11 protein-coding genes, 1 tRNA gene and 1 pseudogene are annotated in these 15008 nt (G+C 32.6%); 5 read left to right on the plus strand and 8 right to left on the minus strand.

Going from position 1 to position 15008, the window contains the following annotated elements; genetic code table 11:
• Positions 1-185: 185 nt before the first annotated feature.
• The 5 genes from B8T70_RS19715 (at position 186) to B8T70_RS19735 (ending at position 4875) form a co-directional block, all read left to right on the plus strand.
• On the plus strand, positions 186-1574 hold the full coding sequence (locus B8T70_RS19715) for a serine hydrolase (RefSeq protein WP_086895948.1): 1389 nt from the start codon (positions 186-188) through the stop codon (positions 1572-1574).
• Positions 1575-1635: 61 nt separating this feature from the next.
• Positions 1636-2292, plus strand: a complete 657-nt coding sequence (locus tag B8T70_RS19720; RefSeq protein WP_086895949.1) for a hypothetical protein — start codon at positions 1636-1638, stop codon at positions 2290-2292.
• Positions 2293-2940: 648 nt separating this feature from the next.
• Positions 2941-3486, plus strand: coding sequence for a hypothetical protein (locus B8T70_RS19725; RefSeq protein WP_086895950.1), 546 nt, complete (start codon positions 2941-2943; stop codon positions 3484-3486).
• 184 nt (positions 3487-3670) lie between these two features.
• A complete protein-coding gene (locus B8T70_RS19730) occupies positions 3671-4120 on the plus strand; it encodes a hypothetical protein (protein ID WP_086895951.1) in 450 nt (149 codons plus the stop codon).
• A 278-nt stretch (positions 4121-4398) separates the two neighbouring features.
• Entirely contained in the window at positions 4399-4875 is a 477-nt protein-coding gene (locus B8T70_RS19735; protein ID WP_086895952.1) for a carboxypeptidase regulatory-like domain-containing protein, read from the plus strand.
• A gap of 179 nt (positions 4876-5054) precedes the next feature.
• Here B8T70_RS19735 and B8T70_RS19740 read toward each other — a convergent pair.
• The 8 genes and pseudogenes from B8T70_RS19740 to B8T70_RS19765 all read right to left on the minus strand — a co-directional run bounded on the left by B8T70_RS19740 (position 5055) and on the right by B8T70_RS19765 (position 14981).
• Positions 5055-5127 (minus strand) — tRNA-Met (locus B8T70_RS19740).
• 220 nt (positions 5128-5347) lie between these two features.
• Complete coding sequence (locus B8T70_RS24380; RefSeq protein WP_255398720.1) at positions 5348-5647, minus strand: T9SS type A sorting domain-containing protein; 300 nt, start codon at positions 5645-5647, stop codon at positions 5348-5350.
• Positions 5636-5911, minus strand: a pseudogene (locus tag B8T70_RS24385) (carbohydrate-binding protein); the annotation flags it as partial. The gene B8T70_RS24380 and the pseudogene B8T70_RS24385, both read right to left, overlap by 12 nt.
• A 12-nt stretch (positions 5912-5923) precedes the next feature.
• Positions 5924-6976: a glycosyl hydrolase family 18 protein gene (locus B8T70_RS24285; RefSeq protein ID WP_242667523.1), complete on the minus strand. Its 1053-nt coding sequence runs from the start codon at positions 6974-6976 to the stop codon at positions 5924-5926.
• Positions 6977-7151: 175 nt separating this feature from the next.
• On the minus strand, positions 7152-9095 hold the full coding sequence (locus tag B8T70_RS19750; RefSeq protein WP_086895953.1) for a beta-1,3-glucanase family protein: 1944 nt from the start codon (positions 9093-9095) through the stop codon (positions 7152-7154).
• Between the two features lie 262 nt (positions 9096-9357).
• On the minus strand, positions 9358-12687 hold the full coding sequence (locus B8T70_RS19755) for a family 16 glycosylhydrolase (RefSeq protein WP_242667524.1): 3330 nt from the start codon (positions 12685-12687) through the stop codon (positions 9358-9360).
• Positions 12688-13345: 658 nt separating this feature from the next.
• Positions 13346-13723: a DoxX family protein gene (locus B8T70_RS19760; RefSeq protein ID WP_086895955.1), complete on the minus strand. Its 378-nt coding sequence runs from the start codon at positions 13721-13723 to the stop codon at positions 13346-13348.
• A gap of 517 nt (positions 13724-14240) precedes the next feature.
• Positions 14241-14981, minus strand: coding sequence for a GNAT family N-acetyltransferase (locus B8T70_RS19765; RefSeq protein WP_086895956.1), 741 nt, complete (start codon positions 14979-14981; stop codon positions 14241-14243).
• Positions 14982-15008: the final 27 nt, after the last annotated feature.

Below are 15008 nucleotides of genomic sequence, written 5' to 3' on the forward strand. Positions count from 1 at the left end.
AAATTAAAAAGCCTTTTGAAAATTGTAGTGAAAAAAAAATATATATTTGAAAATAAATATAGTGTGAAATTTATCACACATATCTACTGAATTTGTGGGCTTTGTGTGGTTTTGTCACACATATAAATAAGTTGTTGGCAATTTTGCGAAACATCTCACCTACATTAATTAACAAGAAATAAAAAATGAAATTAACAATTACAATCGGACTTCTTTTAATTGCACATCTTACATTTGGACAAGACAGAATTCAAAAAATTGACAGTTTACTCAATTCTCTTTATTCAAAAGAGAAAATCAATGGAAATTTTCTAATTGCAGAAAAAGGGAAAGTTATTTATAGCCGTAGTTTTGGACTTGCAAACGAAACAACAAAAGATAAATTGAACGAAAATTCGATTTTTGAATTGGCATCTTGTTCAAAGCAGTTCACAGCTATGGGGATAATGATACTTAAAGAAAAAGGGAAGTTGAATTTGGACGATGACATCAAAAAATACTTACCCGAACTTTCTTTTTATAAAGGTGTAACTATAAGAAACTTATTAAATCATACTGGAGGTCTACCAGACTATATGCAGCTTATGGATAGTTTATTTGACAAATCTAAAATTGCCACTAACAAAGACATAATTAATATATTTAGTGAGCATCAACCAAAAATATTATTTGAGCCAAATACTAAATGGGAATATAGCAACACGGGCTATGCACTATTGGCATCAATAATTGAGAAAGCATCGGGTTTGACATACGCTGACTATCTAAAAACAGCTATTTTTCAACCGTTGAAAATGAAAAATACCTTTGTTAACAATCGTAGATTATCGCCAAAGAAAATTGACAATTATGCTTTTGGTTATGTTTACTCAGATAGTTTGAAAAAATATGTTTTACCAGACGAATTAAAAGAAACTAAAATTGTTATTTGGCTTGATGGTGTTGTTGGAGATGGCTCAGTTAATTCAACTGTAAAGGATTTATTGATTTGGGATAGAGCATTATATACCAATAAATTACTCACAAAAGAGGGAATGGAATCAATTTTTGAATTAGCAACTTTGAAAGACGGAGCTAAAAGGAATTATGGTTTTGGTTGGGGAATTGAAGAAAATGCTGATTTTGGAAAAATTGCAAACCATGATGGGGGTTGGCCAGGTTATGTAACTTTTATCGATAGACATATTACAAATGATAAAACAATAATAATACTTCAAAATCACAACAACGTTTCAATTCCTTCTAAAGCAATTAGAAATATTCTATATAATAAACCATTGCCTGTGCAAAAAATCAGAAAAGAAATTAGTATTACTACTGAAGAACTTCAAAAGTTTGTTGGGACTTATGAAGTTGAAAAAGATTTTGAAATCAAAATTTCATTAGATAAAGACCAACTTTTTTCACAATTGACAGGACAAAAGGTCTTCCCGATATTTGTAGAAAGTGAAATGTTATTTTTCTACAAAGTAGTAGATGCACAAATTCAGTTTGAAAAGAGCGAAAAAGGAGAAATTTCAAATTTATTTTTATTACAGAATGGAAAGAAGATAGAAGCAAAACGGACGAAATAAAAACCAAACCCACTGTAGTACCAAAACGTTAGCGAAAAGATAATAAAAAACAGAAAACTAAATGAAATTTAACATTGAAACTATTTTTATTATTTTATTATTCTTTGGTTGTTATAGATTCATTTTGAAAGGTCATCTGAATTTTATAATAAGCAAAGGTATAAAGTTAAAAGATATAACAAATTTTAAAGGAAAATACGTTTGTACTGGAGGTTACAAAATGAAAAATGATACAGTTATTTCAAAGTTTGAAATAGAGTCAAAATATTCTTTAGTAGCAATTAAGTTCAAAAATGTTTCTAACGATTTTAAGTTGAATTATCATTCAAATTCTGGTTGTTCTACTCCTGGCTATTTTTCTGTTTTTAGCGCTTCAGAAGTGTATGAAATGTGTTTATCTCCATCCGTTTTCAAAAATGATTGTAGAATCAATGTTATTGATTTTATATCTGATTATGAAATTAATTGTCAAATTAACAATGATACAATCAAAAGTTTTAGTTTGAGTTTTAATGAATTTGTAATAAAAATTAATAATCAAGTTGATAAAATTCTAAAATCAGATAGAATTGCATATTATGGATTGAAAAAATTAAGTGCGAATTTTTTGTTTTATAAAATTGAAGATGAAATTTATCTATTCATAATGACTCCTCTTAAAGGTAAAGATATCCTAGAGAATGATAGCTTATATAATTATTTATTTCCTGTCTCGTAACGAAACCCTGCTCCCTTAAGAGTTCTTATGGAAAGCTGTGTGAATGTCTCCTGTCTTCTTACCCACAATCTAAAGTAATTAAGCAAGAGTTGCTTTCTATCAATTTCTCGCGTAATTATCTTTGCGTTCCTTCAACTTCACTCAGGATGACAGACGAAAAAATTACTGCATAAAAAAAAACCAGATTTCTCTGAAGCTTTGTCTTAGTAGCCCTAACGAGACAATTCTCGAACCATTTTGTGGATGACTTAAAAAAATAAATATTATTTTATATTGATTTCCATGTTTAAATTTGATCTTAGTCATTTATAATATTGAATCAGTGGAATAAAAGTCTGTTTATTTAGTTCTTATTTTATTCTCAGAAAGTAGAATTAAATTAGAATTTAAACAAGAATTAGCTTGACATAAATTTTATACCTATTGAAATTGCACTCATATATGTACTAAAGGATTCAACAAATATAAGTTCGTTTGAATATTGTTAAGTAAATATCCTATTTTTGAAAACAAATAAACACTGACAATTGTCAGACATAGCGCCCCAATGTAGGGTAGATAAGTCGAACATCGTCAGACATATATACAAGTTAGCGGATATTTTAAAAAGACAGAACGTGAAAGACAACTATAGAATAAATTTTAGAAATGGACTTCTTTAAAAAGAATAAAGCAAACCTATTTGACTTTGTAAAAGAGCCTTCATCACCTTGGACAAACAGGGTTGTTATTTCTGCGGCTGGAATTATTGCTAGTGGCTGGACACTTGACAATAAAGTGTTTCTGTTTTCATCAGACGGATATTCAATATCTGATCCAATAACTGGGCAAAGAGAAATAAGAAACTATGACGATGATAATTCCGCAATAACAAAATTTTCTAAGGACAATTTAGAATTTAATATTGATGAACTTGGACAAACTATAAAAATATTTGGACTTCGTGGTGGAGATGGCAACCATTGCACAACAGACTTTTGGAATTTAGACTCTTTTACTCCATCACTTGGAGAGCAAATAATTGGAATACAGAATATGAAAACTAGACAAAATCAGACTGAATATTGGAAAGAGTTCGAACTAATTTCATTAATCAATCTTGAATACACAACATTGAAATTTGGATTTTCACCTAACGAAAAACATTTTGGTATTTTTGGTTCAGGTGGAGCGGAAATATTTACAAGACAATGAGAAAAACATCCGCTAACAGCTAGTAAGCAATAGTCGGGAATTAGGCTTAAATAAAAAAGGTTTTGTACTTGGAAATATAGTTATTAACCGAAATATTAGGATAACTTAGCCCGACCATCGCCTATTAGCGGGACGTTATGCGATATTTTACCACAAAACACAATTTATTTAAACTTAAAATTAAATGATAGAAATTATTAGTGGGAATTTTTACAAAAAAATAAGCGATAAACTCTCAACTGAGATAGATATATCTAAGCTTCCTTTATACGGAGAAAAAGAGATTTTTAAACCAAACTCGGGTCGATATGGCAAAATTAAAATAAAGCTAGAAATTGAAAACGATTTAGAAACGTTAAATTCAATAGAGAGTTTTAATGTTGCACTTAATCCAATAAATACAAACTATCATACCTATAAATGGGATGTTGATGAAAAGAAATTGCCAAAAGGATTCGAACAATATGTCAAACCAGAAATAATAAAATTTATTGAAATTTTTACAATTTTCAACAAAAACAATAATGATATATTTAGATTTTCAGTTATTGATGGAGGTTATAGAGATACCGAAAGACCAGCACATATGTTAGCCGTAAAATATGCTTTAATAGAAATATTCAACCAAATATAAAAACACCGTATAATAGCTACTACAAAGGATTTGGGCAATTGGCTAAATGGAAAGTTGGTTTTGTATTTGGGATATTTGGCAAATCCGAAGAAAGGACTTAATTTAGTCCCAAACCCGCTGTAGTACCAGAACGTCAGGCTGTGAAAAAACTAAGTCAAAAAGAGAAACTATTTGGATACCTGTCGGAGAAAAATTTCGTGCAGCCAATTCTCAGAGGATCATTTTTAGTTTATTCACAGACTGACGTTAGCTGTTATTTTACCTGAACTACAAGAAAAATGAAAAAATCAACCAAAATTTTCTTTTTAATTCTTCTAATTTTAATAATTGGAATTTTCATTCATCCTCAGAAAGTAATTTATGAGGCAAATATTGAAGGAAAGGTAATTGACGAAAATAATAAGCCTGTTATTAATGCAACAGTTTACAGAATTGAAAAAGAGTATTACATAAATGAGGAAATTGGTTCGAATGAATCAAGAGATTTAAGAACTGAAAGTGTCAAAACGGACAGAAATGGAAGCTTTAAGTTTTATGAAAAATCAAGAATAGATTGGTTTCATACTCCATTAGATTTGCCGATTGGTTACTGTTATGCGGAATTCGAAATTGAAAAAAGTGGTTATGAATTTTATAAAACAAAGTTTGACGAGTTTGAACAATACAGAATTGAAAATTGTTACGCTTGTGAAAAAGTATTATTTAAGCCAATTATTACTTTGAAAAGTAAAAAAGAAAGCAGAAACCCAAAATAGAATTGAAAAATAAAAACAATGGCTAACAGCCTAACAGTTACTACAACAGATTTGAGTAATTTGCTTAATGAAAGTTAGTTTTATATTTGGGATGATTTGGCAAATCTCAGCTCTTAGATGGTTCTTAATATTGTGTAAACGAAAAAAGCTCCAGATTTTTCTCTGAAGCTTTGTTTTAGTAGCGGGAACAGGACTCGAACCTGTGACCTTCGGGTTATGAGCCCGACGAGCTGCCTACTGCTCTATCCCGCGTTGTTTCGGGTGCAAAGATACGTAGTCTTTACGGTTATACAATGGAAAAAATGAATTATTTTTAAATAAAATTAAGTACTAAACTAAGTACACTACTTAATTTACTGTAAGTCAATAAACTTAGGGGTTTTAATCTCAAAAAAAAGAAGTTCAGTTTATAAAACTAAAGCCTGATTCAATGTAGAATCAGGCTTTTTAATTGTGAGGAATAGTCAAAATGCTATTTTTTTATAAAACGTTTTACTGTTTTTGTACCATCTTTATCTAAAACAATCAGATATACTCCTGCTTTTAAACTTGAAACATCAAGACTGTTATTAATAATCTTTTGTCCAGAGATTGCAGCTCCAGTTTGAGAATCTACAATACTAACATTAATACCAGTAACATCTGTTGTGAAGAAAAGCGTATTCTCTACTGGACTAGGATATACGATTAAAGAATCTGTTTCTTCTATTTCCGAATTTAAAGAAACAGCTTTTGTAGTTGATCCAGATTTAGTGATTTTAATCCAATTGATATTTACCCCACTATTCTGAATGTAGATTCCAAAATTATAAGTTCCTGCATTCACATTTACCGTTTGAGATACAGTTTGCCAATTTTGCCAACCTCCCGTATTTGGAATGTTAACAGCTCCTAACTGAATTGTACCTGCATTTAAATCCGAAGATATTCTGGCACCATTTACAGCACTTGCGACTCTATATTCAATTACATATGAGCCTGATGTTGGAAAATTAATGTTAGAATATGCCATCCAATCTCCTGTATCGGCATAACCTACATTTAATCCTCACCCTGTATCTGTTGTAGCTTCTGTTTGAATTCCACTCATCGATGAGTAATTTTCTGCTTGAATTAAAACAGAACCTACTGGTGGTTGCCCTGCATTTACTACTTGATCAATAGCTGTTAACAATGATTTTGAACCAACAGCGTCTTGAGATAATTCCCAAATCATAACTCCACCCGCATTTTGAATCGCAAATGTCGTTTTTTGCTTAATTGTTGGAATTCCATTATAGTAAATTGTGCTGGCAACTTGATCCGTATTTTCTGCACCAGGATACGTATTTACAATATTAGCGTATGAAATTCCCTGATTTGCAGAACTTCCAAAACCGTATCCGTAAAACGGAAGTCCTATTATAGCTTTGCTTGCTGGTAATCCTCTGCCTGTCCAATAATTAAACTGGTTTACAGCCATACTATATGGAGAATGTTGTCCTGGACTTCCCGGAGCCCAAGGACCAGTAGCATCATAAGCCATAATATTAATCCAGTCAAAAGCGGCAAATGTAGATGATGGTACATTTGCTCCTCCATATCCTTCAGAAAGTGCTGCAGTGATTAGCTTACCATTTGCATGTAATTTGGCTGCAAGAGCAATTACAAAACCTCCGTAATCACTATTAATCGCTGGACCTTCTAAATCCATGTCGACACCATCAAAATTATGGGCAACTACATAATCATATATTTTTTGAATAAATGCAGTCCTGTTAGCACTCTTAATCAGATTAAAATAATTGTCGCGAATTGCACCACCTTCAGATACGGAACCTCCACCAAGAGATACAAAAACTTTCACATTTTGGGCATGTGCTGCTTGTATAATTGTACTACTTCCTGAATTAAAAGATAAATATCCATTGGCATCTGGATTTTCGAATGCAATGTTAATGTGGGTTAATTTACTGTATTGAACGCTACTTGAAAATGCATTAAGGTCAATCCAGTTAGGGATGTAAGCTATTACTTTTTTTTGGGCAATTGACAAATTGAAAACTCCCAACATCAAAATGATTATACATCTTGATCGCATTGTTTTGTAATTGTTTTTCATAGGGCTTGTTTTTAAAATTAGTAGGATTTATAATGAATTAATTTATATAGTAGGTTACATAAATTTACACTAAAAATTAACCATATAAGTGATGTAAGTTCATTTAAGCTTACGCTGATTTATAACGCTAATACTTACTTATATCACTTATAAGGTTAAAATAATTTCTCTAAAACTATTTTTTTATAAAACGTTTGACAATTTTTTTACCGTCTTTCTCAAAGATAATCAAATAAATTCCTGATTTTAAATGCGAAACATTTATACTATTATCTGTTGCTTTTTGTCCAGAGATTGCAGCTCCAGTTTGAGAATCAATAATACTAACATCTCCTCCTGCTAGATCTGTTGTATAAAAAAGTGTATTCTCTACTGGGCTTGGATAAATAATTAACGAACTTGTTTCTTCGATTTTTGTGTCTATTGAAGCTACTCTTGCTGTTGCTCCTGTTTTAGTTATTTTAATCCAATTAATGTTTACGCCTGAATTCTGAATGTAAATTCCAAAATTGTAAGTACCAGCATTTACATTTACTGTTTGAGATACGGTTTGCCAATTCTGCCAACCTCCCGTATTTGGAATGTTAACACTTCCTAAGGGAATCGTTCCTGCATTTAAATCTGAAGATATTTTTGCACCATTTACAGCACTTGCAACTCTGTATTCTATTAAATACGCACCAGTCGTTGGGAAATTAATATTATTATAAGCCATCCAATCTCCTGTATCAGTATATCCTACATTCGAACCTCCATCGGTATCTGTGGTTGTTTCTACTTGAATCCCGCTCATGGATGAATAGTTTTCGGCTTGAATTAAAATCGAAGATGGCGTTGTAGGTGTTGATCCTCCATATCCTCCAAAAACAGCAATTACTTTAGTAGGTTGTGTAGTATGAAGTGACGGTGATTGATCAGCAACATCATCATAAGCAAATCCGTAAGCCAGATTATCAACACTTATACCTGGCAAATGCCAAAATTTAGAATAATGATTGGTTGGGTTAACTTGGTAGAATTTTGATGCATCATACCAATTTTGTTGTCCAGGATTTGGAGTAGTCACATTTACTACATGTCTGTTAATTGCTGCTGTTAATTGTGCCTGAATTACAAGATCCAAATCACCATCTACAAGTCTTCTGTCTAAGACTCCTTTACCTTCAAGTGCTTCTTGAGTTGATGGACGATATTGTACTCTTCCTGTACGTCCTACAAACCCTCCAGATTGCCCAACCATTTCTAGTTGTTCGCCTATTACTCTGCCTTTAAAAACACCTGCATCTCCTGCATAAAATATTAAATCTTCTGTTTTATATTTACTCCAGATGGCATCAATATAGGGTTTTAAATAATTGGCTTGAGCACCTACGGTAGTTCCTCCTGTTCCATCTGCGAAAGGGGGAGTTTTGGATGGCGCTGTAATTTCACCCGTTGCATCATTAACACAACCCTGAAATTGTGATGGCACATTGGCTTTAAATGCTGCAACTATGTCGGCATGTTTTTTTAATTCCCCTACTCTTTTTTGGTATCCATTGGCTCCAAATAATTCCAATCCCATTGGGTATTTATACGAATCTACTCTGGATGGATTACCAAAAAAACCATATTGATTATTGGTAAGTTCTATAATTTCGTATAAAATACCTTGATTAGGATCTGTTACGTTTAACGGATTTGGCGATGTATATCCAGACGGTGCTCCATTGGCTCCAAAAAAGTAGAAATACAACTGTTGTCCTTTGGCTATAAAAACCCTGCAACCTGCAATTTGTGGCAACGTAAATGTTTTATTCGGAATTTCGCTCAATTTGGTAAAACAATTAGCGTATTTTGAGTTTTGTCCCGGTCCTGTATTTCCACCAATAGTAGGCCCTGTAACGGTATTGTATGATGAACTCATTGGTAATACCTGACTTGTTTTTGCATTTACCCAAACGTGGTTGCCTGTTGTATAATCAATACCTACAATTGCTACGTACAATTCATTGTCATTAAATGTAGATGTGTTGCTTATTGTAAACGGTATCGGCCCTTGTCCGTACATAAAATTCGATAGCAGTATAAATAATACTACTGCGATAAAAGGGATTTTTTTAAATTTAAAGTTCCTCATGTTTAAAGTTTTTTGGGGTTAGTAATAGTATATATTCAAAAGTTAGTAGACGTGAATACAATATCATTAAGTTAAGAAAACAACTGTAATGTTTTGCCGAATAAATCTCTCGCAAAGACGCCAAGTCGCAAAGTTTAGGCTTGATTTTTTTTGCGACTTGACGTCTTTTCGAGAAAAATTATAGTTCAAAAGCTTAACTTAATGACATTGAATTAAATGTTGGTTGTAATTATTTAAGCTTATTACAACCAACAAGTTTTAATTATTCTTTAATGATTTTTTTGTTCCAAGATTTTTGATCTGATGTAAAGTTTAGAATATAAATCCCTTTAGAAAGCCTACTAATATCGATAACACTTTCATTTGCTTTAGCATCAACCTTATTCTGTAACACAGGATTACCAGATAAATCATAAACGGTAATCATTTTATTATCTAATTTTCCAGATGATGAAACTTGGATATAGCTACTCGCAGGGTTTGGATATATATTTAAACCTGTAGTTTCTTCTTCGGGAATTGAGTTTGTTACAGCAGCCGACATTTTTGCTGTCGAAGCTGATCCATACGCTTCTATCTCAAACAAAGAATATCCATATGGAGTCAACGCTTTGGATGTACATAAAATTCGGATGTATCTTCCTGTTCCGCTTACTACTAAATCATCTGTACCACCATCACTAGCTGTTTGTGTGTTTACAGTTTCATTTTCGGTAAAAACATTATCTGCAGAAATTTGCACTTTATATTGTGTCGCGTAGGCAGCTTCCCATTTAAGAACAACACGATTAATATTGTAATTGCTTTGTAAGTCAACATAAACCCATTCACTTGTATTTGCAAAACTACTTGACCATCTTGTACCCACATCTCCATCTGTCGCTTTCGCAGAAGAAAAAGTTGTATTTTCTTCGCTTGAAGCTAAAGTTGGTTTAGCTAAAGCCAAATTAACATCGTTATTCGGAACATCTGTTGTAACCAAATTTACACTTCGGATATTATCAAAATAATAGGTGTTTCCTGAACTCGTTCCTGGCTCGAATAAAAACACAAAACGATTTACCTCATTATCTAATGTAGATGCATCTGGCGCACTTGCATATGTAAACACAAGCGTGTGCCAAGTATTGGTTTGTTTTACAACCGCCTGATATACACTATGTCTTCCTACAGGAAAATTAGATGGGATTGATGCACTACTTTCTGCTTGCCAAGAAATAACAGATCCTACTGGTGCAGAAGTGTAAACATCTATTGCAAACTTTTTAGTTCCTTTTTTAAAATCTCCAATATTGTTTAAAGTTGTAGTAAACGAAAAGTTATCATATAATTCAGTTGATTTTCTAACATATTTACCAACTGATGATGACGTATTTATTCCGCTTGCACTAGGATTAACCGTATTTGGAGTATAGGTTCCGATGGCATCTCTAAAAGTAATATTATGTATTGTTTGATAATCTTCATAAACTACTCCTGCCGTAAAAGTATCTGGTAATTTAGTAGAACCAATTCTTATATTATCAAAATAGTACGTATCGCTTGTATAAGAACCTGAATTAACCAAGATTACCATTTGGTTTATAGCCAAGTTTGAAGTTCCTTCATCGGGGCTTGAATTATAATAAAAGGTAAGTGTTTCCCATTGATTCTGTTTAGTAGTCATTGCTACATAACTACTGTTTCTTCCTGTTGGAAAATTTGCAGGAAGCGATGTTAAACTGTTTTCCAGATTCAAACTAACAACTGTTCCAATTGGTGCTGATGTGTAAACATCAATCATTATTTTATTCGTCTGGTTTTTTAACAAACCTGCATCTTCGACACTATTTTGTGTATTAAAAAACAACACATCATATTGTTCGGTTACATTACGAACATACTTTGCCACATTTGCAGAAGCATTAACCGAATTTGCACCAGGATTAGCAACTACTGAATATGTTCCTGTTGTAGTTCCTTTTATAATCTTATTGATACCGTCATAATTTTGTAAAATATCGGTCGCAATAATTGGCTTTTCGGGTGCTGCTTTCGTGAGTAAATTATCAAAATAATATGTCGCTCCAGAATTAGAGTTAGACTCAAATAAGAATACTACATTATTAATAGACAAAGCACTTGTATTGGCATCTATTACTTTTTCAAATTCAAATTCTATCGTTTCCCATTTGTTTTGTACAGTTGTAGTAGCTTTATAACCACTATGTCTTCCTGAAGGATAATTAATAGCTGTTGTTACCAAACTATTTTCTAATTGCATTGATATTTTTGTCCCCACTGGAGCTGAGGTATAAATATCAAATGAAAGTCTTTTTCTGCCATACACATAATCATTGGCATTGGTAATTGTAATGTTTTTTATGTTTAACACATCATATATTTCTGAAGCATTACGAACATATTTCCCAACAAGTGCAGATGTGTTTACGCCTGTAGCCGAAGGATTTGCAACTGCCTCGGTTAAAACTCCTGTTTTATTTAGATAAACTATATTTCTGTTAGACTGAAAATCTTCATGTATTTTCTCAACAGGCAAAGGCGGTTCTGTAGTTACAGCTATTTTATATGTTTTACTATCGCATCCATTTACTGTTGCCAATACCGAAACATCTCCTCCTGTTGCTCCCCAATTTACATTAATTGCATTGGTTCCTTGTCCTGAAATAATTGTTGCTCCAGATGGAACTGTCCAATTATAATTTGCCCCTGCAATAGCGTTTACAGAATATGTTTTGTTGGTTGCATTGGCATATACTTTTGCAGCTCCAATTACACCATTGGCAAAACTACCATCATAAACTCGTACATAATCTACTAATAGTTTTGCAGGAAAATCAGCTGGATTAGGTGCTACTCCTGCTCCATTTACACTTGTATAAGGCGTTCCTAAACTCCCGACTGCTAAGTTTAAAATGATATAAAATTTATTGTCATTAAATGGCCATCCACCATTTACAGTAGTATTAGGACTTGCAGTATGAAATAAATTTCCATCTATAAACCATTTTATACTATTTGGTCCCCACTCTACAGCATAAACGTGAAAGTCTGTAGATAAATCGGTTGGAGATGTATAACTTCTACCTGTATAATGATATCCGCCTGCATCATAATGTAGTGTTCCATCTACCGATTTTGGACTTTTATGTTTGGCTTCCATAATGTCTATTTCGCCTGTAAAAGGCCATGTTCCAGTAGCTCCCTCTGGCAACATCCAAAAAGCTGGCCATGCACCCACTCCCGAAGATAGTTTCATACGCGCTTCAATTCTTCCATATTTTAAAGAATATTTCCCTTCTGTAGTGAGCTTTGCAGAGGTATATGGCTGATCAGGAAATTGTGAGTTTGGCTCATATTTAGCTTCGATATTTAAGTAGCTATTTGTGCCCTCTTTTACTATCGTTGCCTGGTTTTGATTATACCTTTGTGCTTCGGCATTACCAAAACCACAAAGTGATGGACAACCGTTACCTGTAATACTTTGCCATTTACTACCATCGATTGTAGTACCATTAAACTCATCTGCCCAAACGAGTGTATTACATTGAGAATGTAATTTAATAAAAGGTGACATTACTAAGAATGCCATCAGAATAAGCTTTTTTAAAAATTGTAGGTTGTTCTTCGGTGGTTGGCCGAAAAAAAAGTTTTTTTGTTTCATAGTTTTTTGTTTTTTGGGGTTAAAAATTGTTAAACTCAAAAAGAACTATCTGTAAAAAATAGATTCTTTTTTTATTAATAACTCACAATATTAACAAACAAACTGCTATAAACTCACATTCGTAAGTACGGTTTGACTACGGTGCTAAAAAAACAAACACTACAAAAACTTATCAATACAGCAAAATAAATGAGGTTTTCTTGGGGATTAAACCGTTCATTGACCGTAATTAATTTTAATTCAACTTAACTCATTGCGAAAGGAACGCGGATTATGCGGATTCGCTAAAGCGAAAACACGGATTAAAACGGATTTTCTATCTATTATTTTTAAAAATCCGTTTTAATCCGCGTCTTTACTTTTGTAAATCCGTATCATCCGCGTCCCTTTACAGACAATTTAAGTCAGTAACTCTTTGCGAAAAGGAACGCGGATTAAACAGATTCGCTATCGCGAAAACACAGATTAAACGGATTTTCCATTTATTATTTTTAAAAATCCGTTTTTAATCTGCGTTTTTACTTTTGTAAATCCGTATCATCCGTGTTCCTTTATAGACAATTTAAGTTAGTATAGATTTATGGATTTAAATTGACGCTTTGTAACTTAATAATTTGTGATAGCTGATGTATGAGATTATTAATATCGCTAGAAAAATTAATGGGAAGAATGTTAGAAAGCCAATTCCATCGACAGCACAATGACTAATTGAAGCAAATATGAAGTCGAATGCAAAACCTGCATAAGTCCATTCTTTAACACGATTAGGGATTGTAGGGATTACTAATAGTAATACGCCAACGATTTTAAATACTACCAATGCGTTTCCGAAGTATTCGGGATAACCTAAATGTCTGATTCCTTCTTTTGCTACTTCAGTTTGTGAGGTAAAGGCTGGCATAACTCCTTCGAATAGGAAAATGATAATGGTTGTTATCCAGAAAATAATTTTTGTTGATTTCATTTTGTTAGTTTTTTAAGTGGTTATTAATTACTTATACAAACTTACAGTTGTTCTTTTTTTGATTAAATACGCATTTACGACTAATTTAGGGGCGTATGCGACAATCGCTTTTTTTATACTATTAAGGTTATTTAACCATTAAGAGATTAAGGAAAGTTAAGTTTTTTGTGTTACTGATTAGGAGGATTACGATGAATGGAACGCAGATTAAACAGATTTTTTTTACCATTAAGAGATTAAGGAAAGTTAGGTTTAATGCCACAGATTAAAAGGATTAGAAGGATTTTTTATCTTTTCACAGACATTTACTCTCATTTTTGTCACCCTGACGTAGGAAGGGTCTCCGCTAGTAGCTCGACATAGATTATGGAGTTTCTGGTGGAGATGCTGCTGTTCCTCAGAAAGACAATATTATGAGAATTAGATTGTCAAAAACTTAGCAGTCTTTGCGTATCCCGAAGCGTCGGGATTGTGTTCTTTGCGGTTAATTTTCTTAATCACTTGATGGTTTAAAATATCACTCACTTTTTAAAATGTAATTTTTTATAATAAACAAGTCTTCAAAGCCAAGTTTAGTGTAGATGCCTTTTCCCATTACGGATGCTTGTAGTAATGCATATTCGGTTTTTAAATCTATTGAGAGATTAAGTGCATATTTCATGATTTCTTCGGCGAAACCTTTTCTTCTCATTTCTGGGATAACGCCCACACCATGGATTCCGACGTTATTTTCAGTTTGGAATAACATAAAAGTGCCTATTGGCTGGTTTTGGTAAGTAACTAAATGAAATTGTACTTCGTTGTAATTATGAATTAGTATCTCTTTGCTAATCACATAACCAAATGCATTTGGATATAAATCGGACCAGATTTTAGCATCTTCGCTATTCCAAATACGTTTAAATTCTAGTGTGTCTTGTAGTTCGAATGGTTTGTCTAGTTTTAATGCCATTGCTACTTGCTCGGTTTTCTTTATCAAACCTTTAGCTTCCAAGATTTCATTAGAATTTGTTCCGTAAATATCCCAATACGGAATAACCAAATTAGGATTGGATTGTAATGTTTCAATTGCTTTTTCGGCACTATCTGATGTAAGGTCTTGATTAAACCACAATTTGTTTGGCCAACCTGAGTTTTCTATTTTGCAATATTCGAATGTATCATTTTTATGGTTCGATTGAAAAGGTGTTCCTACTGTTTTCCATAAACGGGTAAGATTACTAATATTGTCTGCGATTAGGTTTGTGTTTTTTTTCATTTCGATACTATTTATAGCGGAATATAG

Origin of the sequence: Flavobacterium sp. AJR, assembly GCF_002156885.1 — a bacterium.
Taxonomy (GTDB): domain Bacteria; phylum Bacteroidota; class Bacteroidia; order Flavobacteriales; family Flavobacteriaceae; genus Flavobacterium.